We start from the raw sequence: 22385 nt of genomic DNA on the forward strand, positions 1-22385 counted from the left end.
CCTTTAACTTTCACTATCAGAGCAATGGTTATCATCCACTTGTCTGTTATGATGGAATGACCGGGGATCTGATAAAGATCCAGCTGCGTGATGGAACAAAGTATTCCTGCACCGGAGTAGTTGATTTTTTTGCAGCCGGTACTGGATGAATATCTGCATGACTATCCGGAAATCCCTATTCTGCTTCGTGGTGATAGTGGTTTTTCTACGCCTGATCTTTATAAGCAGTGCGAGGAAAACGGCACAAGCTATGTGATCCGGCTGAAGGAGAATGGCATTCTACGTGGAAAAGCATCCTATCTTGTGGATGAGCTTGATGAAATCACCAGGAATAACAAAGTGGATTATGCGGTAATTTATGGTGAATTCATGTACAAAGCAAAGTCATGGCCTTACGAACGACGTGTGGTATGCAAGGTTGAAAAGCCGGAAAACCAGATGGTTTACATGTACACCTTTGTTGTCACAAACATGGATTCCTCACCAGAGTATCTTATCAAATTTTACTGCAAGCGAGGGCTGATGGAAAACTTCATCAAAGAAAGCAAATCCGGTTTTGATTTTGATTCCGTAAGCAGTCATACCAGAATCGTAAATGCAAACAGGCTTCAGGTACACGCTCTTGCTTATAACATATTTAATTGGTTTAGACGATTGGCGTTATCAGCAAACATGCGCAAACAACGCATTGATACCGTCCGTTTAAAACTGATTACAGGCAAAAATATAATTTTTCCCTTTTTGTAATTGTGGGTAATCTACAATATGTATCTTTCTTGTTGTTCCGAGTTTGAGAAAAATGTGCCAGCTTTTATTTATTATTTTCCAAAACGCAATCCAGCTTTAGAAGTAAAATGCTCCACATCCGCATATTCATATTTCTTTAAGCCTGTTCTTTTCATATTTCCTCATTGTCTACTTTTTGTTTGTCTCACCAGTTTCTTTGCATACTACAAAGCCACTGCAATATCTAAGGTGTTTCAAAAAGTCTACAATTTGGAAGAATTTTCCTTATTTTTCTCTCCTTCTTTTAGATCCATACACCTTCGATAAAAAGTAGAATAACTCATCTGTAAGTCTGCCGCTGCTTTGCGTAAAGATATCTTGTCCTCACACCACAGTTGATCATACTTTTCAAAATTCTCCGGCACATTCTTTTTCTTACAACCGAACTGGATTCCTCTCCTTTGAGCCGCTGCGATCCCCTCTGCCTGTCTCTGTCTGATAAATGCCCTTTCCGTTTCTGCCACATATGCTAAGATCTGGAGCACCAGATCTGCAATGAATACCCCTGTCAGATCTTCATGCGCTGTGTTCGTATTCAACAGGGGCATATCTATCACCTGAATATCCGCTCCGATTTCTTTCGTGATTTTCCGCCATTGTTCCAGGATTTCTTCGTAGTTTCTCCCCAACCGGTCCATGCTTTTGATAATGACGATGTCACCTTTCTTTAACCGTTTCAATAGTTGCAAATACTGTGGCCGCACAAAACTTTTTACTGAAATTTTATCCAGATAAATATTCTTTTTCTTAATATGTTGTTCCTGCATTGCAAGAAATTGCCTTTCCGGATTCTGATCTTTTGCAGATACTCTGATATACCCATAACGTTCCATTTTGTCTGCCTCCTTATAATTGTGTTTCTCATTATAGATTGCAGACACATAAACACCCATCAAATTATATGTACTTAAAACAAGTCCACTTTTTGACATTATATCACATTCAGAACTTAAAATGTACTTATATTAAGTTCTGATAGGAGTCTTATTTTCTATGGAAAAAGAAAAACATTTAGGATTAAGAATTGATTTTGAAACGCATGAAGAATTAAAGAGCCTTGCAGAATATGAAGGTCGATCCATTAACGGAGAAGTCCTGTATTTAATCCGACAGGCTATTGCACAACACGAGCAGCAAAAAGGGGCTTTAAAATAATACATCACATGCTCTATTTTATCGTCCAAAGCAATCTCCTTATCAACCGTTCTGCATTGTTACTACCGTATGTAGAGGAGTCTGTGGCAGATTTTCTGGAAGGTATTACGAGCCTGTGAGGAAATCCCTTTCCAAGATAAAGAAAATGCGATTATTTGGGGTCATCGTTCTCCAGGATATGGGCTATTTCAGCAGCTTCCTTACGGATATCATGCAGATCATTCTGAATGGCCTGCTCTTCCTGCTTCAGTTCAGGGTGTTCGTCAATCTCTTCCCTGATGAACATCAGAGAGAAGCTTACAAGAAGTAGAAGACAGGATACCCAGATTGTCTTCATGCCAAATAACAGGATAAAGCGGCTGCCAAGTCCTGCGCCAAGGGCGAATAGAAGGATCACACCGAAATAGTGGAAGGATTTGAACAGGGTCTTCCTGTTATGAGTCTTATGATAGGCGCACAGGGATTCCATACCGCTGCGGATATTTCCGATACACATAGTGCTGGCAAAGGCATAGCTGTTGACCTTACGAAAAGCCTGTACCTGCATAGCGCAGGCAAAGGATACCATAGCATTTGCAATGAGGTTCCATGCCTCAGGCAGGAATCCCACAAGAAACAGAAGAAGGATCTCTATGATCAAAACCAGCTGCCGCCAGTGGATACGTCTGACAAGCTGGTATTTCTGGCGGATCAGCTCTGCAGCTGCAACGCCAAGGGCAAAGAACACAAGAGGAACCAGGTAGTGCATAACAGAGCGGAAATCCCCGTCACAGATATGCTGGCTTAGCAGGACGATATTGCCTGTCTGGGCATTGGCAAATACCTTTCCGCGTGAAATATAGGTATAGGCATCCTGAAGACCGCCGGATACAGAAAGAAAGGCAGCGGTCACAAGGGATTCGGACATTTGTCTGCGCGATGTATAATGATTTGAGAGTACAGGCATGATATTACCTCCAGATGGAAATTTCCTGATTGCATTTTACTACATTTTTTAGTTTTTGTGGAGGATTTGGATGAAATGTTGCAAAAATACAGGCAGCATGATAGTATAGATACCAGTTTCATAGGAAAGGTAATTGGTGCCGGCGTGAATATCATATGGATCTGATGCATGACTGCAGAAGGATCCGGTTCACGAGGGTTAAAAGGGAAACAGGTGTAAGTCCTGTGCGATCTCGTCACTGTGAGAAGGGAGTGCGGTCATCGAGAAAGATTGCCACTGATGTGAAAAGCATTGGGAAGGTGATGGCCGGATGAGGATCTTTGAGCCAGGAAACCTGCCAGTTATTGGTACAGGAAGAAATTCCGGATCACGAGGTATTGGTCGTACTGTCAGATGCTGTCTGTATTGTCAGAAGACAACTGCAGATGGATTTATTTGCGTACAATGACTCCGTCAGGATTTCCTGACGGATTTTTTATCCCATTATTTTCTATGAAAATAAAAATCATACAGGAGGAGAAAGAGTATGAAAAAGAAGACATTAGCCCTGCTTCTGGCAGGGGCAATGTGCATTTCTCTTTTTGCCGGATGCGGAAGCAGCAGCGAAACAGCAGAAGGTGCACAGGCAGAGGAGGCGGCAGCGACAGAAGAGCCTGCAGCAGAAGAAGCGGACGTGGCAGAGGAAGTAGATGATCAGGCAGCAGCAGATGCGGTAGCCGCACTGATCGATGCGATCTATGTCCAGGAGAGAACCGATGAAACAGATGCACAGTGTGAGGCAGCAAAGGCTGGCTGGGATGCACTGACAGATGCGCAGAAGGAGCTGGTAGAGGGTGAAAATGCAGATCCTGATTATTTCGGAAGGGATACCGGAGATGCATCCAAGGACGATCCACTGAATGAAGATGGCATCGGAGAGAATGAGCTTCTTGTTGTAAGCTTTGGTACTTCCTTTAATGACAGCAGAGCAGCTGATATTGGTGGTGTAGAAAAGGCATTGCAGGCAGCTTATCCTGACTGGTCAGTCAGAAGAGCATTTACAGCACAGATCATTATCAACCATGTACAGGCAAGAGATGGTGAGAAGATTGATAATATGGAGCAGGCACTTGAGCGTGCAGTAGACAATGGTGTTAAGAATCTGGTGATCCAGCCCACTCACTTAATGCATGGTGCTGAATATGATGAACTGACAGAAGCTGCAGAGAATTACAAAGACAAGTTTGAAAATCTTGTGATCGCAGAGCCTCTTCTTGGTGAGGTTGGAAGTGATGCATCTGTAGTAAATGAAGACAAGGCAAAGGTTGCTGAGGCCATTACGGCAGAAGCAGTTAAGACAGCAGGCTTTGATTCTCTGGAAGCAGCAAAGGAAGATGGAACAGCCTTTGTATTCATGGGACATGGTACTTCTCATACTGCAAAGGTAAGCTACAGCCAGATGGCTGCTCAGATGGCAGATCTTGGCTATGATAATGTATTTGTCGGAACCGTAGAAGGTGAACCGGAAGAGACAGCATGCGAAGCTGTCATTGAGAGTGTAAAGAATGCCGGATATACCAAGGTGGTATTAAGACCTCTTATGGTAGTTGCCGGTGACCATGCCAATAATGATATGGCAGGCGATGATGATGATTCTTGGAAGAGCATGTTTGAGGCTTCCGGAGCATTCGAAAAGATCGATACACAGATCGCAGGTCTTGGTGAGATTGAAGCAATTCAGCAGATCTATGTAGAGCATACCAAAGCAGCAATTGATTCACTTGGTGATGTAGTTACAGCAGAGGCTAAGGCCTCTGCTGCCTCTGTATCCGATGGCGACTATATGGCTGAGTTCAATACAGACAGCAGTATGTTCCATGCAAATGAAGCATATGACGGAAGAGGCCTTCTTACTGTAGAGAATGGAGAAATGACACTTCACGTCAGCATGCCATCCAAGAATATCGTAAATCTTTTTGTAGGCAAGGCAGAGGATGCAAAGAAGAGCGGAGCAAAGCTTCTTGAGCCTACGACAGATACTGTTACCTACAGTGATGGAACCACAGAAGAGGTTTACGGATTTGATGTACCGGTAACAAGTCTGGATAAGGAATTTGATCTGGCGCTGATCGGGAAAAAGGGTGTATGGTACGATCACAGGGTAAGCGTATCTGATCCGCAGCCGCTGGAGGATTAAGGAAGATATAGGTGAAAACCGACGGTATTTGCCGAAACAAATACAAAACGTGCCATATAATATACTATACCAGATCGAAAGAAAGGATAGTATATTATATGGCACGTTTTACGAATCAGGCGCAGATCCGTTATGGAGATGCAGTCAGCAATTCCAATATTGCAGTAGGAGAAATTCTGGAGGTACTGTCAGTGACCAAAACTGCAGTAAGGAATACCTATGGACAAAATGACAGTATGACATATATTGTCAGTATAGTAAATGCCGGCACGGTGCCCTTTACGGGGATTACTGTAACAGACAATCTGGGAGCATATACCTTTGGAGGGAATACACTGGTGCCTCTTACCTATATCGCCGGGACAGCCAAGTACTATGTGAATGGCGTGGTACAGGCAACACCTGCTGTTACGGCAGGACCTCCGCTTGTGGTAGCAGGTCTTACCATTCCGGCCAATGGAAATATCACTCTGATCTATGAAGCAGCTGTCAATCGCTATGCGCCGCTTTCTGTAGAGTCTTCCGTTGTGAATACCGTTACGGTTTCAGGAAATGGTATTACTGCTGTTCAGGCGGAGGAAACGATTCAGGCAGAAAGTGCTCCTGTATTGATGATCACCAAATCAGTGAGCCCGGTTCCGGTGACAGAGAACGGAACGCTGACCTATACCTTCCTGATCCAGAATATAGGTAATGTTGCGGCAGAAGAGGCAACCGGTGTGATTGTAACGGATCAGTTTGATCCGATTCTCAGTAATCTTGCTGTTTCCTTTAACGGAACAGCCTTCAGCAGTCCGGCAGGCTATACCTATAACGAAGCAACAGGAGCCTTTGCAACTGTAGCCGGTCAGGTTACTGTACCTGCGGCATCTTTTGTACAGGATGCAGAAACGGGAGTATGGAGTATCAGTCCGGGTGTATCTACACTGGTCATTACAGGAACAATTTAAGTATAAATTTCACAAAAAATACCGGAGAAAAAGAATTTCAGAAAGAAATAAGAGAACAAGAAGCGCAGGGGTTACAGACTCCTGCGTTTCAGATTTTCGGCGATCTGACAGTAAAATTCCCTTACATCAAAGCCGGAAATATTTTCCCGGTAAAGATCGATCATGTCTCCGTGGGAAACACCCCGTCTGCCGGCAGGCTCGATCAGAGTGAAATGACTGCCCCATCTGGCAGAATCTACAGAAACCAGACCGTCGTTAATTCCATCAAAATGTTTTACCAGCGGATAGCTCATATTTAAGGGGAACTTTCCGCTTTTTGCCTTTTTGCAATAAGACATGACACTTTCATAAAGAACATCCGGCATATCTGGTGTTTTCCGGTTAAAGGCTTCACAGGCAGAGGCAGTCAGGTCTGTTACGGCACACAGAAAATCGGGATCATGGTCGCCGAGCTTTTTCAGTGTGCTGTTGTAAGTTCTGGCTACCGTATTTCTTGTCTTTTCCGGAATACGGGAAAGAAGATAGTCTGCAAACAGACAGCCTCTGTGTGGTGTATTGATCGTCGTCAGTGAAGCGACATAAGGGGCTGCCCCAAAGTGTGTGATGGCACTGCGGCTGTCAAGACCGCCCTTGGAATGGGCGATAATATTTATCTTTTCACAGCCAGTTTCCTTGCAGACCTGCTGGATCCGTTCTGCAAGCTCACGGCCACATTCCTCCACAGAAGCAGCAGACTGCTGGTTGCCGAAATAAACACAGGCACCGTTCCGGATCAGTTCCGGAGCGATCCTGCCCCAGTAGTTCAGATACCGGAAATCCCGGAAGAAAACACCGTGTACCATAAGAATGGGATATTTGGTTTCACAGACTCTGCTTTCTTTTCTGGCCTGGTTCAGTTCCCATTTTTCTGTCTCCTGCTCAGCCTCCAGTGAAGTAATGTGTATCATTTTCGTCAGGTAGTAAATGTTCAGACCAGGGATCCAGGCACAGATCACAGACAGAATCCGCCGTTTGATGCCAAGCTGGGTCGAGGAAACAAAAATGCGGATCATGCCATTCCAGAAGAGGATTGTTTCTGCCAGAATGATATGGATCAGACTGATGATTCCCAATATGGCAGTGGTTTTGATATCTCTGGCAGACTGGTTTGCCCTGTACAGCCCGGGGAAAATACACAGGGTAAGAACAAGGGATGTACACAGGGAAGTCAGAAACAGGACAAGCTGGTGGCTGCCGCTGTACAGAAGATAAATGGTCTTCGTTGGGGTCTTCTTTGTTTTGATCCAGATATTAGCCAGCAGAAAGACTGCAAGCAGCAGGTTAAAAAGAAGACTGAAATCAAAGAGGACCATGCCGGATACGGCACCGGTACCCCGGACATGATAAAAAATCTCCAGATAAAGGGAGATGAAGTTGACGTACAGGATGATCAGAAAATTTAAAAGGATAAATGGTAGTTTTTTCATAGCTTCTATTTATTAAAAATGATTTTGCGTTTTATGTTGACAAAATACCGATAAATTGAAATAATAGATGACAGGAAAAGGTATTACACGATACGGCTGGCGGTTGCTCTCCAATCGAGAGAAAGGAGGGATGCGCTATGGTTACATATGATACGTTGATTCAGTTTGGATTACTTATTGTTGCGATCATAGGTCTTGTTTACAAGATAGCAAAAAAATAAACCGCCCTTCTCCCAAGTTGCGGTTTATTTTTTACCAACACAAGGGCAACCGTTACCGGTAATGCCTTTTCTATTATCAGAATATCCTAATTGAATCAGGAAATCAACGTTTTTTTTAGAAAAATACAGGAAATATATAAGCCATGCTCATTCATAGATGCTTCGCATCTATGAATGGACGGTTGTCGCCGTATAAAATGTAAAAAATAAACGTCCTTGCAAGTAAACTTGCAGGACGTTATTTTTGCATTTTGCATGGCTTACAGCTTAGCCAAAGTATCTCTTAAGAAGACCCTCAAATGCTTTTCCATGTCTTGCCTCGTCACGAGCCATCTCATGAACGGTATCATGGATAGCGTCAAGGTTCAGGGCTTTTGCACGCTTGGCAAGATCGAACTTACCAGCGGTAGCACCGTTCTCAGCCTCTACTCTCATTTCGAGATTCTTCTTGGTGGAATCGGTAACAACTTCTCCAAGGAGCTCAGCAAACTTAGATGCATGCTCAGCTTCCTCAAAAGCTGCCTTCTCCCAGTAAAGACCGATTTCAGGATAGCCTTCCCTGTGAGCTACTCTTGCCATGGCGAGATACATTCCAACTTCGGAGCACTCACCTTCAAAGTTAGCACGGAGATCCTTGATGATGTCTTCAGGGGCACCCTTGGCAACACCTACCACATGTTCTGCAGCCCATGTCTTCTCGTTTTCATTCACTACAGTAAACTTGGAAGCGGGAGCCTTACAGATCGGACATACCTCCGGAGCTGCTTCACCTTCATAAACATAACCACATACCTGACATACAAATTTCATAATTCTTTCTCCTTTTCTTGTATAAAATATTTGTTTGATAACTAACCATTTGCCTGTGCTTCACAACAGGCTCCGCATTTACCGTAAAAGTAAATGGTGTGTCCCTCGATCTGACCATCAAAGTGGGCAGAGGCTGCTTCATCTACAGAAGACAGGGGGGACAGTGTAAGATCTATGACAGCACCACATTCTTTACAGACGAAGTGATGATGGGGAGAAGTGTCTGCATCAAAATGATCTACACCGTCTCCTACACGGATCTTGGCAATCTGACCGATATCAGATAAGAGTGTAAGGTTCCGGTAAACGGTTCCAAGACTGATATTCGGAAAAGATTTGCGGACATTCATGTATACCACATCTGCTGTCGGATGATCTTTTCTTGTTTTCAGAAATTCCAGAATAGAATCTCTCTGACTACTGTGTTTCAGGGTCATATTTAGCTCTCTTTCTAAAAACAATAACTGTTACTGGTATTAATATATCACATTTTGAAAGAAAGTCAATAGATTTTTATAAATATTTTAGAGAATATCTTTATCTTTAATGATCATTTTTATGTATCTTATGATATACTTTTTACAGAATATTGGGAGAATGGCAATGAAATTTAAAACAAGACTTCTGATTACCTTTTTAACCATTATATTATTACCGATCATTCTTGCATTGACAGCATTTCTGATCATTGGGGGATATCTTTCCAAAGGGCAGGAGGATCTGGGACTGCGGGTAAATAATTATAATGTGTGGATCGATCCTGCCGAAACCTCGAGGCATCTGTCTGATGAGATATTTGTAGAGATCCGTGAGGGGCTTAAGCAGGATCCGCACCTCCTTGAAAAGACCGATATCCTTGATGCCATTAATGATGACATTGCAGATAAATCCTCCTATTTGATCGTACGGAAGGGGAACGAACTGTATTATACTGGTAATCAGCTCGCATCCGCACAGATCTTTGACAAGCTTCCAGAATTTAATGAGGAGGATATAGATTCTGAAACTGCACAGAGTATTTATTATGATGATATGAATAAGCTGGTGCGGCAGATGGATTTTTATTTTACTGATGGAAGTGAAGGAAGTCTGTTTGTCATTATGAAAGCTAATTCTACCATGTCAAGGAAGCTTTTTATAGACATGGCAGTGGCAATCACGTTGATTCTGGTGCTTACAAGTCTGTTCCTGACCAGGTGGATCAGCAGAAGTGTATTTGAACCGATCAATGAACTGAATGTGGCCATGCAGAATATTGCCGAGGGCAATCTGGAATATATACTGCCACATAAGGATGATGGCGAGATCGGGGATCTGTACCGGAATTATGAGGATATGAGGCTGCGGCTGAAGGAGTCTGCCGATGAGAAGATCCTGACGGAGAAACAGAATAAGGAGCTTGTCAGCAATATTTCCCATGACCTGAAAACACCGATCACTGCGATCAAGGGTTACGTGGAAGGAATCATGGATGGAGTGGCTGATACGCCGGAAAAGGTGAATAAGTATATTAAAACTATTTATAATAAAGCCTGTGACATGGACCGGCTGATCAATGAACTGACAGTTTATTCCGGTATTGATTCGAACCGGATCCCCTATCATTTCCACCGGATCAATGTGGCAGAGTATTTTGGTGACTGTGTGGAGGAAGTGGGTCTGGATCTGGAATCCAAGAATATTGAGCTGAATTATTCCAATCTGGTAGCGCCTGATACGCTGATCATAGCAGATCCGGAGCAGATGAAGCGTGTGATCAATAATATTATCGGAAACAGTATAAAATATATGGGTTCCAGGAAGGGTGAGATCGATATCCGTATCCTGGATGAAGTAGATTCTATCCGGGTAGAGATCGAGGATAACGGAAAAGGAATTCCATCCAAGGATCTCCCTAATATTTTTGAAAGATTTTTCCGTTCTGATGTTTCGAGGAACAGTGCACAGGGAGGAAGTGGCATCGGTCTTTCTATTGTGAAGAAGATCATAGAGGATCATGGAGGTTATATCTGGGCCACAAGCAAAGAGGGAGAAGGAACCTGTATGCATTTTGTGCTTCGGAAATATCAGGAAGCAAAGGAATAGAAGAATACCTAACATAGAACAGAAGAGCAGGAGGATATTTTAATGAGCAGGATCTTGATTATTGAAGATGAGGAAGCAATTGCTGATCTCGAGAAAGATTATCTGGAGCTGAGTGGATTTGAGGTAATTATTAAGAATACGGGAGATGAAGGGTTAAAGACAGCCCTGGAAGAAAATTTTGATCTGATCGTGCTGGATCTGATGCTGCCTGGTATTGACGGGTTTGAAATCTGTAAGAAGATCCGAGAAGTGAAAAATATACCGATCATCATGGTATCAGCCAAGAAGGATGATATTGATAAGATCAGAGGACTTGGACTTGGGGCAGATGATTATATGACAAAACCCTTCAGTCCCAGTGAACTGGTAGCCAGAGTTAAGGCACACATGGCAAGGTATGAGAGACTGGTCGGATCAGGACAGAAGCAGAATGATATCATTGAGATCCGGGGACTTCGGATCGACAAGACAGCAAGAAGAGTTACTGTAGATGGTGTGGAGAAGGCATTTACCGGTAAGGAATTTGATCTGCTCACATTCCTGGCAGAGCATCCGAATCATGTTTATACCAAAGAAGAACTGTTCCGTGAAATCTGGGATATGGATTCCATCGGAGATATTGCTACCGTTACAGTCCACATCAAGAAGATCCGTGAAAAGATTGAATATGATTCAGCAAAGCCCCAGTATATTGAGACGATCTGGGGAGTTGGATACCGCTTTAAAGTATAAAAATGAAAATAATATCCTAGGGCACAACACATATGAAAAAATATATTGTTTATGAGGACAGGGATATCCTGGTTGCTTACAAGCCTGCGGGGATTGCCACCCAGACAGCAAGGCTCGGGCAGCAGGATATGGTCAGTGAATTAAAGAATTATCTTTCCGGTCAGCCACAGTACAGGGGAAAGGGAGAGCCATACCTTGGCCTGGTACACAGACTGGATCAGCCGGTGGCGGGGATTCTTGTATTCGGTAAGACAAAAGAGGCAGCTGCTTCCTTAAGCCGGCAGATCGCAGAAGGAAAGCTGCATAAATATTATTATGCCGTGATTTACGGTAGACCGGAGAAGGAAAAGGGAACTCTCTGTGATTATCTGTACAAGGATGGAAAGACGAATATGTCCCGTATTGTGGCAGAGGATTTTCCACAGGCAAAAAAGGCAAGACTTTCCTATCGCTGTGTGAACACGCTGATGGCACTGGAGATGCAGGAAGAGATTTCGCTCATGGAGATCGAACTGTTTACCGGCAGGCATCATCAGATACGGGTACAGATGGCTCATGCCGGGATGCCGCTTCTTGGTGACAGCAAATATGGAAGCGAAGAAGATAAGGAGTTCAGCCGGCAGATCGGGGTGAAGAATGTTGCACTCTGTGCATTCCGTCTGCAGTTTATCCACCCTGCAACAGGAAAAAATATGAAATTTGAGCGAATGCCGGAGGAAGAGATTTTTCTTCCCTTTTTTGGAAGTGGAATTTAAATAATCATCTCATATTTTCATGGAAAACATCCACACTATCTGTAGAGAAAAAGAAAGTGTGGGTGTTTTTTGAAAAAGACGGATTTTACAGCGAAGCAGAAAAATTATATAATTTTTGTACTGATCACAGCAGGGGTTTATCTTTTTATGAGGTTTATCAGTCCTTTATTTTCTCCATTTCTGGCAGCCTTCTGTATTTCAGCTTTGATGCACAGGCTGGCAGGGAAACTGCCTTTCCGTATGAAGAAAAATATTCTGGCATCCTTTCTTCTGCTGGTTCTGATAGGCATCTTATTTCTGGTATTAATGGGGATCGGTTATTCTGTACTGGAATGCTGCTGTCGTTTCAGGGAGAACTTTACAGAGTTTGAGGATGAATACAGTAGGATTTTGCAGAATTGTTGTGTATATCTTGAAGAAAATCTTGAAAGATCATTGCCCTGGGTAAAGGGCGCTGCAGGGGTGGCCTCTTTTCTGGTAATTACCATGATCGCAGTCTTCTTGATTCTGAAGGATTATGAGCAGATGGTGGAGGGCTTAAGTAAGGTCAATGAATTGAAAGGACTTTTTACAGTAGCTGGAAAGGTGATCCGTTATCTGAAAACCTATGTAAGGGCACAGCTGATCATACTGCTTCTGATCGGCACTCTGTGTGTGGCAGTATTATCTGCAGTCGGTATGAAGAGCAGTATTTTTTATGGTGTACTGACAGGCTTTATGGATATGCTTCCTTTCATAGGAACAGGAATTATGCTGGTTCCGCTGGCAGTTATCCGTATCCTGCACGAAGAATATGTAAGTGCAGGGATCATTTTACTGCTGTATGCGGCTTGTGCGCTGCTCAGGGAATTCCTGGAACCCAGGCTGATCGGTGATAAGGTTGGAATCTGGCCGGTAGGGATTTTGTTTTCCGTATTTGCAGGGGTGAAATTATTCGGCGTATTTGGTATGATAAAGGGGCCAATAGGGCTTGTCATACTGTGCGAAAGCTGGAAGTACCTATTTGGAGAAAAGGACGGGGGAATTCCTGATGAAACAACAGGTGATGAAGGCAGGTAATCTGCTGGCGACAGCATATATGCTGATCATGTTTGTGCTGTATCCATTTTATATGAAAAATGGGTATGCAGATCTGGGAGAAGCCAAGTATCATTTTTTCTTTTACGTAACAACAGCAGCCGTGATCCTTTTGCTGGTTCTGGCAGGTGTCACACTGCTGATATGGATCAGGGAAAAGAAAAGTGGGGAACGGAGTTATCTTTTTTCATTTGAAAAGGTTTCAGGCGTTGACCTCCTGGTTCTGCTGTATCTTTCAGAAGCATTTGTATCATTTGCATTTTCAGACTACCGGAGAGAAGCTTTTTTCGGAACAGAAGGCTGGTATATGGGATTTGCCACGATCCTGCTTCTTTGCCTTATCTATTTCCTGATCGGGGGATTCTGGAAGGATACTATTAAAATATATGCAGCACCGGTGACAGCTTCCAGTCTGGTGTTTTTGCTTGGGATTTTAAACCGGTTTTCTGTATATCTGCCGTTTCAGGAGATGGCAGGAGGAGAATTTATTTCCACACTCGGTAACATTAACTGGTTTTGTGGTTATTTTTCTGTTATCGCCCCGATCGGCTTTGCCATGTATTTTCTTTGGAGTGCAAGGACAGAGGATTCCTGTTTTGACGTCAGGAAAGGGCTGATAGGAGAATTTTTGGCAATCTTACTGCTGTGTCTTGTTTTCACGGCAGCATTCAGTCAGGGAAGCAATAGTATCTTTCTGGTGATCGCAGCCGAATTCCTGTTTTTTACCATGGTGACATTGGAAAATAAAGTACATATGATGCAGATCCCCATTTTTCTCTTTACAATAGGGGCAGGCATGATCATAAGCGGTGAACTTCGTGAATGTCTGCCGGGGCGGTTCAATTATGAGCTGGATGAACTGAGCAGTAAGCTGCTGGATCCGGAAAATGGGATGTGGATCTGCCTGATTGCCGTGGCTATTGGTTTTTTCTGCCATATACGAAGCGGGAAGGAAAGCCGGACGGGCATAAACCTCTTAAAGGTGATTCTGCCTGGCAGCATCTGCTTTATGATACTTTTCTTTCCGGTGACTGTCATTATGTATATGTCAGGGAGACTGCAGGGGATCGATCAGGCAGGACTTGGAAGCCTCCTTACCTTTGATGAGAACTGGGGAAATGGACGAGGCGCTTCTATGATCACCGGGATCCGGATTTTTCAGGAACTGCCATTGTCACAGAAGCTTTTTGGAGCAGGGCCTGACTGTTTCAGTGCCTGTGCGTATTCAATCCCGGAGCTTACCGTTTATCTTTATGAAAATTTCGGAACGTCAAGACTGACCAATGCACATAATGAACTGATCACTACACTGGTAAATACAGGGATCATAGGAGTGATACTTTATTATACAATGATGGCAGTTTTTATCAGAAGGTGTATGAACAGGGCAAAGGAAGATTCTGCTTTTTATATTCCGGCAGCCTGTGTGACCGGATACCTGGTCCACAATCTGATCAGTTTTTCACAGGTACTCAGCTTTCCGTATGTTTTCCTGCTTATGGGGATGGAACGTGCCATGGAGCGCAGGCTTGACAAAAATAAAAAATTTTCCTAAAATCAAAGCAACTGAATAAAAGCGGCGATGAAGAGGACTAGTAAGGATAGGCGCCTTTCAGAGAGAAGATCCCCGGTGGAAGAAGCGGGTGCTGAAAGATCTTTATGAGCAAGAATCCCGAACCTGCCTTGGAGCTCTGTATGAAAATACAGCGTAGCACCGGCGATAACGGTATGAAAAGAGAATGTTACAGCATTAAGTAGGGTGGTACCGCCGGATTCCGGTCCCTGATCGGGGTGGAAGAAGGTGTACCACCCTTTTTTGACAAAGTAAGCGGAAAGGCGCTACAGGCAGCCTGCCAGAGCAGAAAACACAGAGAAAAGGAGAAAAAAATGGCTGAGAAGAAGTTAGTCGAAGCGATTACATCCATGAGTGAGGATTTCGCCCAGTGGTATACGGATGTAGTCAAGAAAGCGGAGCTGATCGATTATTCCAATGTAAAGGGATGCATGGTGATCAAGCCTGCAGGTTATGCAATCTGGGAAAATATCCAGAGACAGCTTGATGAAAGATTCAAGGCAACCGGAGTAGAGAATGTTTATATGCCCATGTTTATTCCGGAGAGCCTGTTAAATAAGGAAAAGGATCATGTGGAAGGGTTTGCTCCAGAGGTTGCCTGGGTTACCCATGGCGGGCTGGCTCCTTTGCAGGAGAGAATGTGTGTCAGACCTACTTCCGAAACACTATTCTGCGATTTTTATAAGGGAGACATCCATTCCTACAGAGATCTTCCCAAGGTTTATAACCAGTGGTGCAGTGTGGTGCGCTGGGAAAAGGAGACAAGACCTTTCCTGCGTTCCAGAGAATTTCTCTGGCAGGAAGGCCATACTGCTCATGCGACAGCAGAAGAAGCAGAAGCAAGAACCGAGCAGATGCTGAATGTATATGCTGATTTCTGTGAGGAGGTTCTGGCAATCCCGGTTGTTAAGGGCCGTAAGACAGAGAAGGAGAAATTTGCAGGTGCAGAGGCTACCTATACCATTGAGGCACTGATGCATGATGGTAAGGCGCTGCAGTCAGGAACCAGTCACAATTTTGGGGACGGCTTCGCAAAGGCTTTTGGCATCCAGTTTACAGATAAAGATAACAAGCTGAAATATGTTTACCAGACATCATGGGGAATGTCTACCAGAATTATCGGAGCGATCATCATGGTACACGGAGATGATTCCGGTCTGGTGCTGCCTCCGAGGATCGCACCGACACAGGTTATGATCATTCCGATCCAGCAGAAAAAGGAAGGCGTTCTTGACAAGGCTTATGAACTGAGAGACAGATTAAAGGGCTTCAAGGTAAAGGTAGATGACTCTGACAAGAGTCCCGGATGGAAGTTCTCCGAGCAGGAGATGCGTGGTATTCCGCTCCGTGTGGAGATCGGACCGAAGGATATCGAGGCCGGTAAGTGCGTGATCTGCCGTCGTGATAATGGCGAGAAGATCGAAGTGACACTGGATGAGCTGGAGAGCAAAGTAGGTGAGCTTCTTGATCAGGTACAGGCAGATATGCTTGCAAAGGCAAGAAAGCATCTGGAAAGCCATACCTATGTAGCTACAAACAGAGAAGAATTTGAAAAGCTATTTGCTGAAAAATCAGGATTTGTAAAGGCTATGTGGTGTGGAGAGAGAGCCTGCGAGGAAGAGATCAAGGAAAAGATGAGCGTTTCCAGCAGATGTATGCCGTTCCATCAGGAATGCCTCTCCGATAAATGTGCTTATTGTGGAAAGCCTGCCAAAAAGATGGTTTACTGGGGCAGGGCTTACTAAAAGAAGGAAGGAATCATGCAGAATACAACCATGATCGAATTGCCTGAAAGGGTGAAAGAGATACTGGATACGATTATGGAAGCCGGCTACGAAGCTTATGCTGTAGGCGGCTGTATTCGTGATTCGATACTTGGAAGAAAACCAAATGACTGGGATATCACTACATCTGCGTCTCCTTATGAGATCAAGGAGCTGTTCCGGCGGACGGTAGATACCGGGATCCAGCATGGAACAGTGACCGTTATGATGGATAAGGAAGGGTTTGAAGTCACCACCTACCGGATCGACGGAGACTATAAGGATGGAAGACATCCCAGTGAAGTGACTTTTACAGCAAGCCTGAAGGAAGATCTGCGGCGCAGAGATTTTACAATCAATGCCATGGCCTATAATGAGCAGAACGGGCTCGTGGATATTTTCGGCGGAATGCAGGATATTGCAGACGGTGTGATACGTTGTGTCGGAGAACCCAGAGAGCGCTTTTCAGAGGATGCTCTGCGGATCATGCGGGCAGTACGGTTTTCTGCGCAGCTTGGCTACCAGATCGAAGAAAAGACGAAAGCTGCGATCGAGGAGCTTGCTCTGGCTCTTAAGAAGATCAGTGCAGAGAGGATTCAGGTGGAGCTTGTGAAGCTTGTTACCTCCAAGCATCCAGAAGAGCTTCTGACAGCTTATGAAACCGGGATCACATCAGTGATCCTGCCAGAGTTTGATCTTTGCATGGAAACAGAGCAGCATAATCCCCATCATCTTTACAACGTAGGGATGCACACGATCCATGCCATGGAAGTCATTCCGGCAGATAAGGTGCTTCGTCTTGCCATGCTGTTTCACGATATGGGGAAGCCGGTCTGCAGGGAGACGGATGAACGGGGCATTGACCACTTCCATGGTCATCCGCAGGTTTCTGAGGAGATTACGGGGAAGGTGCTCCGGAGACTTAAGTTTGATAATGATACTGTTTATATGGTGAAAAAACTTGTCAGATGCCACGATCAGTATATTCCGGCAGATGAAAGAGGAGTACGCCGTGCCATGTGGCGCGTGGGGGAGGATGCCTTTCCGCTGCTCCTCCAGGTAAAAAAAGCAGATATGGAGGCGCAGAGCACCTTTTTAATAGAAGAAAAAGAAAAAAATCTGCAGGAGGTAGGACGGATCTATCAGGAAATTCTGGAAAAAAAGCAGTGTGTCTCACTGAAAACGCTGGCAGTAAACGGAAAGGATCTGATGGATGAGGCCGGATATGTACCTGGCAAAGAGCTTGGCACTATCCTTCAGGAACTGCTCCAGCTTGTGATAGAGGAACCGGAGCTGAATGATAAAAGGACGCTTCTGAAAGAAGCCAGACAGAGACGAAACCGGTAATACTTTACAGATTACCCTCATAAGATAGGATATGACTTACGTCAGGGGGTAATCATTGTGAATGACAGATGTGTCAGTTTGCTGGAAAAGTATGAATTGGAGTTGCTTCGTACCTGTAAGGGGCGTGGTGCCATTCTGTGTGAAACAGATATAGGAACCCTGATTTTGAAAGAATATGCAGGTTACAGAGAGAAATGTGTATATCAGGATGCTCTGCTGCATGCTCTTGCAGATAAGGGTTTTTCTTATAAAGAAAGCATTATCAGGAATAAGGAAGGGGAACTTCTGACAGAGGATGTGGATGGAACCTTTTATATCCTGAAAACCTGGTTTGAAGGCCGGGAATGTAATGTAAGGGACCGGGAGGACTGTGCCCTTGCCATGCAGACACTGGCATCTTATCATAAGGTCAGTGCACTCTGTCAGGAACTGACAGAGTATAGATCCCTGTCTGATGTGGAAGCAGAGTTTGAAAAACATAACAGGGAGCTGAAAAAGATATGGCGGTTCCTGAAAACAAGAGGACAGAAGAGCGATTTTGAGATTGCACTGATGCAGAGCTATGCCGGTTTTTTTGAAAAGGCACTGGCAGTCACAGAAGAATGGAAGAGCTGTAAGGGACAGGAGAAATCTGTACAGGTTGTCTGCCATGGGGATTATCAGCATCATAATCTGATTCTGTCCGGAAGCAGGTTTCATCTGGTCAATTTTGAAAAGTGCGTTCCGGGCAGTCCGGTGAGAGATATTTATCTGTTTATGAGAAAGCTTCTGGAAAAGAGCGACTGGTCTTTTAGTACCGGCTCAGAGCTGCTTCTTTCCTATGAAAAAGAGAGACATCTGGAAAAGGAAGATTACAGGATGCTCTATTACCGGCTGGCATATCCTGAAAAATTCTGGAAAATTGCCAATTTTTATTATAATTCAGGTAAAGCATGGATCCCGGAGAAGTATCAGGAGAAGCTTTTAAAGGTAAACAGACAGGAACAGGAAAAAAAAGAATTTCTGAAAAAATTCCGGGAAAAGTATGGTATACTTACATCGTAACAAAACAGAAGATTTGATTGAAACAGGGATTACAGAATGAAAGAAAACAGAGAGAACAAACCGGTCTTAAAATATCTGGCAGTTTTGCTGAGCCTGGTATTGACGGGCTGTGGAACCATTGGTCTTGCCCAGGAGTCCACATTTGAAAGTGCCTATGAAAACGGAAAGGAAGAAGAACCGGCAGCACCGGCATATACATCAGCCAGCAGAGGTGTCCTTATTTCCATAAATACAGAAGATAGGAGCTTTGTCATCCACAGGACAGCGGAAGGTGATGATATAGTCCTTAACTATACCGGTGCTACAGTAGTACAGGATCAATATGAAAGTCCCCTGACCATGGAGCAGCTTTCTGCAGGAGAGATCCTGGATGTGACTTATGACAGCGAATCGGGCAGAGCGGGAGATATTGCCATATCCGGAGATGCCTTCTGCTATGAGGGACTTTCAAGGTGCCGCATAGATGAAGGTAAGGGAACACTGGAGACAGGAAGCGAGACACTGCATATCAGTAATCAGACCAGAGTCTTTTCTGAGGGACGGGAGATCGGGATAAATGAGATCCTGAATCTGGATACTGTGACGGTCAGGGGTATAGGACATGATGTCAGCAGTATCGTGATAGAAAAGGGGCATGGATATCTGAGCCTTAAGGATGCAGATGCACTGCTTGGCGGATGGATCGAGGTAGGACAGGCCGTGATCAGCCAGATCACGCAGGAGATGCTCCTCACTGTGCCGGAAGGAAGCTATCAGGTAAGACTGACAGCAGGAGATGTGGATGAAACAAGAGAGGTAACTATAAAGAGGAATGAAGAAAATGTCCTTGATCTTGGGGATATTGAACTGAAGGTGCCGGTAAACGGGCAGGTCAGCCTTGTGATATCTCCTTCTACAGCTACAGTCAGGATTGATGATGTGACCGTCAATGCAGCCTATGCGGTACGCCTTCCCTTTGGCATCCATCAGATCACAGCAAGTGCTGATGGATATGATACCGTTTCGGAATACTTCGAAGTGACAGGGGAAAATACCAGAGTAAAGCTGACGCTTGGCAGGGCGGCAGAGGAAGATACAGTTTCCGGCAATTCTACAAAGGAAGAGGAAACGCCAGCTCATACAGTTACGATCAAGGCACCTGAAGATGTGGAAGTATATCAGGACAACCTGTATATGGGTATTTCACCTGTTACCTATGATAAAACCGTTGGAACGCATACGATTTCCCTGAGGAAGAGTGGTTACCAGACGAAGAGCTATCAGATCGAGGTGACGGATGATGACAGGGATCTTGTATATTCCTTCCCTGATCTGGAAAAGAATATAAATGAGAATACAGATGCATCAAATACCGTGAGTGGAAACAGTGTCAAAAACCAGACAGGCAGCACTGTCAGCGGCAATACAAATACCGTCAGCGGCAATGAAACGACTGCCAGACAGGGCACTGCCTGAAACCGCAGAAAAGTGAGGAAATACGGGGCTGAAAAGCCAAAAATTTCTTGACAAACAGTAGTAAAAAAGATATATATAGATATAGACGTTTCATTCAAGTGGAAGAAACAAGAAAATAAATAAACACTCATAATAAGAGGAGGAGTTCGAAATGAACAAAACAGAATTAGTAGCAGCAATCGCTGATGAAGCTGGATTATCTAAGAAGGATGCTGAGAAGGCATTAAAGGCTTTCACAGATGTTGTAACAGAAGAATTAAAGAAGGGTGAGAAGGTTCAGCTTGTTGGCTTTGGTACATTTGAAGTATCTGAGAGAGCAGCAAGAGAAGGAAGAAATCCCCAGACTGGCGCAGCAATGAAGATTGCAGCTTCTAAGGCTCCTAAGTTCAAGGCTGGTAAGGCATTAAAGGATTTAATCAACGCATAAGTGAGATACGTGAGGGACCTGCTGTGGCAGGTCCTTTTTTCGTTGAAAGGGATCATAGCGGAAAGGAATAAGCAGGTATGAGATTAGACAAATATTTAAAGGTATCCAGACTGATCAAACGCAGAACTGTAGCCAATGAGGCATGCGATGCAGGCCGCGTCATGATCAATGACAGACCGGCAAAAGCATCAGCAGATGTCAAGGCAGGGGATAAGATCACAATTTCCTTCGGTAACAAGGATGTGAGTGTGGAAGTACTCAGTGTACAGGAAACTGTCAGAAAAGAAGAAGCCAAAGAGATGTTTCGGTATTTATAAAACGCCGGAATATCCGGAAGTGTTCTCCAATATAATCTTTTATAGAAAGAGAAAAGGAGAACGGGATGGAGGATTTAAACAGTATTAACAAGAGACCTCATAAGGTGACACTTCTTGGAAGAAGGACATGTAATCTTACCGGGGTGAATGATGTGCTTTCCTTTGACGAAAGAGAAGTGATCCTGGAAACAGAACAGGGTATGCTGATGATGAAGGGAAGCGGACTTCATGTGAACAGACTGACTCTGGATAAGGGTGAGGTAGATGTGGAAGGAAAGATAGACAGCTTCACTTATTCCGAACAGGCATCCATGACGGCAAAAAGTGAATCTCTTCTGACCCGGTTATTTAAATAATGTGGCTCAGTCAGGATATTACCAGAGAGATGGTCTTTTTGTTCCATTCCTTTCTGCTTGGAGTTGTGATCACTTCTGCTTATGATGGTTTTCTGATCATACGGAGACTGATCCGTCATTCCGGCATCATGGTGTCACTGGAAGACCTTGTTTTCTGGATTGTGTGTGCACTGGAGGTATTCAGGGTTCTCTGCAGGGAAAATAATGGAATGCTCAGATGGTTTGCAGTAGCCGGAGCCTTTGGTGGAATGCTGGTGTACAAGAAAACGGTCAGCAGATTCATAATCAGGACAATATGTCAGGTGATCACATTTTTTGGCGGAATACTGATGAAGATCGTGAGATTTCTGGCAAAGCCGGTAAAGAAGCTTGTAAGGCAAGGGGAAAAAGGGGGTAAGGTACTGGCTGGCAGGCTGTCATGGCTCTTCCGGTGCCTGAAAAAGAAGTTGACGTTATTTTTGAAAATGCTTAAAATAGTACTTAGTAAGAAATGAAAAGAGGATGCGGGATGGCAAGAAGAGCAGCTTACCGGAAAAGACGGCAGAATAAGTTCGGTATGTTTCTTGTATTCATCGTTGTGGTCATGCTTACCGTTGTAGTAGCTGTCAGAGGAATTGAGATGAAAGCGAAGCTGGCTGATAACAGGCAGAGGGAAGCTGAACTGGAGGCACAGATCGCAGCTGAAGAGGAGCGTACGCAGGAAATAGAAGAAATGGAAAAATATTCGGAAACCCTTGGATATACAGAAGAGGTAGCCAAGGAGAAGCTGGGTCTTGTCAATGAAGGTGAGATCATATTCCGGGATGAAAGTCATTAAAGATACTGTCCAGATGAAAAATGGGCAGTATTTTTTTGCGATGAGTTATGAAGGGGCAGGAACTGCTTCGACAAACAATGCACAGGCTTTCTGTTAAGATAGATAACTGCTACAGAGAGAAAGAAAG

At 44.2% G+C, this 22385-nt stretch carries 23 protein-coding genes, 2 pseudogenes and 1 riboswitch; of the genes and pseudogenes, 20 read left to right on the plus strand and 5 right to left on the minus strand.

Features of this window, described 5'->3' with window-relative positions; all coding sequences use genetic code 11:
- Positions 1 to 714 (plus strand): annotated as a pseudogene (locus tag WJQ40_RS13345) (IS1380 family transposase); the annotation flags it as partial.
- 275 nt (positions 715 to 989) lie between these two features.
- Here the strand turns inward: WJQ40_RS13345 and WJQ40_RS13350 are convergent.
- Positions 990 to 1619, minus strand: a complete 630-nt coding sequence (locus WJQ40_RS13350; protein ID WP_337540813.1) for a recombinase family protein — start codon at positions 1617 to 1619, stop codon at positions 990 to 992.
- Positions 1620 to 1779: 160 nt separating this feature from the next.
- On the opposite strand from WJQ40_RS13350, the gene WJQ40_RS13355 reads away from it, so the two are divergent.
- The gene (locus tag WJQ40_RS13355) at positions 1780 to 1941 is read left to right on the plus strand and encodes an Arc family DNA-binding protein (RefSeq protein ID WP_337540815.1); all 162 of its coding nucleotides are present in this window, start codon (positions 1780 to 1782) and stop codon (positions 1939 to 1941) included.
- Positions 1942 to 2092: 151 nt separating this feature from the next.
- Here the strand turns inward: WJQ40_RS13355 and WJQ40_RS13360 are convergent, their stop codons facing one another.
- Positions 2093 to 2887 (minus strand): YoaK family protein, encoded by a 795-nt coding sequence (locus tag WJQ40_RS13360; protein WP_337540817.1) that lies wholly within the window; start codon positions 2885 to 2887, stop codon positions 2093 to 2095.
- Between the two features lie 168 nt (positions 2888 to 3055).
- A riboswitch (cobalamin riboswitch) is annotated at positions 3056 to 3244 on the plus strand.
- On the opposite strand from WJQ40_RS13360, the gene WJQ40_RS13365 reads away from it, so the two are divergent.
- The 3 genes and pseudogenes from WJQ40_RS13365 (at position 3208) to WJQ40_RS13375 (ending at position 6013) form a co-directional block, all read left to right on the plus strand.
- Positions 3208 to 3354 carry a hypothetical protein gene (locus WJQ40_RS13365; protein ID WP_262574398.1) on the plus strand — a complete coding sequence of 49 codons (147 nt, stop codon included), beginning with the start codon at positions 3208 to 3210 and terminating at the stop codon, positions 3352 to 3354. (Overlaps the previous riboswitch by 37 nt.)
- A 59-nt stretch (positions 3355 to 3413) precedes the next feature.
- A pseudogene (locus tag WJQ40_RS13370) lies at positions 3414 to 4646 on the plus strand (sirohydrochlorin cobaltochelatase); the annotation flags it as partial.
- A 515-nt stretch (positions 4647 to 5161) separates the two neighbouring features.
- Positions 5162 to 6013 (plus strand): hypothetical protein, encoded by an 852-nt coding sequence (locus tag WJQ40_RS13375; RefSeq protein WP_337540820.1) that lies wholly within the window; start codon positions 5162 to 5164, stop codon positions 6011 to 6013.
- 71 nt (positions 6014 to 6084) lie between these two features.
- Here the strand turns inward: WJQ40_RS13375 and WJQ40_RS13380 are convergent, their stop codons facing one another.
- A complete protein-coding gene (locus WJQ40_RS13380; protein WP_337540821.1) occupies positions 6085 to 7479 on the minus strand; it encodes a triacylglycerol lipase in 1395 nt (464 codons plus the stop codon).
- A 137-nt stretch (positions 7480 to 7616) separates the two neighbouring features.
- Here WJQ40_RS13380 and WJQ40_RS13385 point away from each other — a divergent pair, with 137 nt between their 5' ends.
- Entirely contained in the window at positions 7617 to 7700 is an 84-nt protein-coding gene (locus tag WJQ40_RS13385; protein WP_262574494.1) for a putative holin-like toxin, read from the plus strand.
- Between the two features lie 267 nt (positions 7701 to 7967).
- Here WJQ40_RS13385 and WJQ40_RS13390 read toward each other — a convergent pair whose 3' ends face one another.
- Together WJQ40_RS13390 and WJQ40_RS13395 are read right to left on the minus strand one after the other, a co-directional pair.
- Complete coding sequence (locus WJQ40_RS13390) at positions 7968 to 8513, minus strand: NADH peroxidase (protein WP_118798553.1); 546 nt, start codon at positions 8511 to 8513, stop codon at positions 7968 to 7970.
- A 38-nt stretch (positions 8514 to 8551) separates the two neighbouring features.
- A complete protein-coding gene (locus tag WJQ40_RS13395; RefSeq protein WP_262574402.1) occupies positions 8552 to 8947 on the minus strand; it encodes a transcriptional repressor in 396 nt (131 codons plus the stop codon).
- A gap of 166 nt (positions 8948 to 9113) precedes the next feature.
- On the opposite strand from WJQ40_RS13395, the gene WJQ40_RS13400 reads away from it, so the two are divergent.
- The 14 genes from WJQ40_RS13400 (at position 9114) to WJQ40_RS13465 (ending at position 22258) form a co-directional block, all read left to right on the plus strand.
- Positions 9114 to 10595, plus strand: coding sequence for a HAMP domain-containing sensor histidine kinase (locus WJQ40_RS13400; protein WP_118798607.1), 1482 nt, complete (start codon positions 9114 to 9116; stop codon positions 10593 to 10595).
- Positions 10596 to 10637: 42 nt separating this feature from the next.
- Complete coding sequence (locus tag WJQ40_RS13405; RefSeq protein WP_262574406.1) at positions 10638 to 11327, plus strand: response regulator transcription factor; 690 nt, start codon at positions 10638 to 10640, stop codon at positions 11325 to 11327.
- A gap of 32 nt (positions 11328 to 11359) precedes the next feature.
- Complete coding sequence (locus tag WJQ40_RS13410) at positions 11360 to 12082, plus strand: RluA family pseudouridine synthase (protein ID WP_337403278.1); 723 nt, start codon at positions 11360 to 11362, stop codon at positions 12080 to 12082.
- 69 nt (positions 12083 to 12151) lie between these two features.
- On the plus strand, positions 12152 to 13141 hold the full coding sequence (locus tag WJQ40_RS13415; protein ID WP_337540822.1) for an AI-2E family transporter: 990 nt from the start codon (positions 12152 to 12154) through the stop codon (positions 13139 to 13141).
- A complete protein-coding gene (locus tag WJQ40_RS13420) occupies positions 13113 to 14714 on the plus strand; it encodes an O-antigen ligase family protein (RefSeq protein WP_337540824.1) in 1602 nt (533 codons plus the stop codon). Before WJQ40_RS13415 ends, WJQ40_RS13420 begins: the two co-directional genes overlap by 29 nt.
- 332 nt (positions 14715 to 15046) lie before the next feature.
- A complete protein-coding gene (proS, locus tag WJQ40_RS13425) occupies positions 15047 to 16477 on the plus strand; it encodes a proline--tRNA ligase (protein WP_337540826.1) in 1431 nt (476 codons plus the stop codon).
- A 15-nt stretch (positions 16478 to 16492) separates the two neighbouring features.
- On the plus strand, positions 16493 to 17842 hold the full coding sequence (locus WJQ40_RS13430; RefSeq protein ID WP_337540827.1) for a CCA tRNA nucleotidyltransferase: 1350 nt from the start codon (positions 16493 to 16495) through the stop codon (positions 17840 to 17842).
- A gap of 57 nt (positions 17843 to 17899) precedes the next feature.
- A complete protein-coding gene (locus WJQ40_RS13435; RefSeq protein WP_337540829.1) occupies positions 17900 to 18886 on the plus strand; it encodes a CotS family spore coat protein in 987 nt (328 codons plus the stop codon).
- A 36-nt stretch (positions 18887 to 18922) separates the two neighbouring features.
- Positions 18923 to 20341, plus strand: a complete 1419-nt coding sequence (locus WJQ40_RS13440; RefSeq protein ID WP_262574416.1) for a PEGA domain-containing protein — start codon at positions 18923 to 18925, stop codon at positions 20339 to 20341.
- 151 nt (positions 20342 to 20492) lie between these two features.
- Positions 20493 to 20768: an HU family DNA-binding protein gene (locus WJQ40_RS13445; protein ID WP_118798562.1), complete on the plus strand. Its 276-nt coding sequence runs from the start codon at positions 20493 to 20495 to the stop codon at positions 20766 to 20768.
- 77 nt (positions 20769 to 20845) lie between these two features.
- Positions 20846 to 21085 (plus strand): RNA-binding S4 domain-containing protein, encoded by a 240-nt coding sequence (locus tag WJQ40_RS13450; RefSeq protein ID WP_262574418.1) that lies wholly within the window; start codon positions 20846 to 20848, stop codon positions 21083 to 21085.
- 65 nt (positions 21086 to 21150) lie between these two features.
- Positions 21151 to 21441: a sporulation protein YabP gene (gene yabP, locus WJQ40_RS13455; RefSeq protein WP_118798564.1), complete on the plus strand. Its 291-nt coding sequence runs from the start codon at positions 21151 to 21153 to the stop codon at positions 21439 to 21441.
- Positions 21441 to 21935, plus strand: coding sequence for a spore cortex biosynthesis protein YabQ (gene yabQ, locus WJQ40_RS13460; RefSeq protein WP_337540830.1), 495 nt, complete (start codon positions 21441 to 21443; stop codon positions 21933 to 21935). Before yabP ends, yabQ begins: the two co-directional genes overlap by 1 nt.
- Positions 21936 to 21949: 14 nt before the next feature.
- A complete protein-coding gene (locus WJQ40_RS13465; RefSeq protein WP_118798566.1) occupies positions 21950 to 22258 on the plus strand; it encodes a septum formation initiator family protein in 309 nt (102 codons plus the stop codon).
- Positions 22259 to 22385: the final 127 nt, after the last annotated feature.

It is taken from the genome of Suilimivivens sp., from assembly GCF_037359455.1.
Classification (GTDB): Bacteria; Bacillota; Clostridia; order Lachnospirales; family Lachnospiraceae; genus Suilimivivens; species Suilimivivens aceti.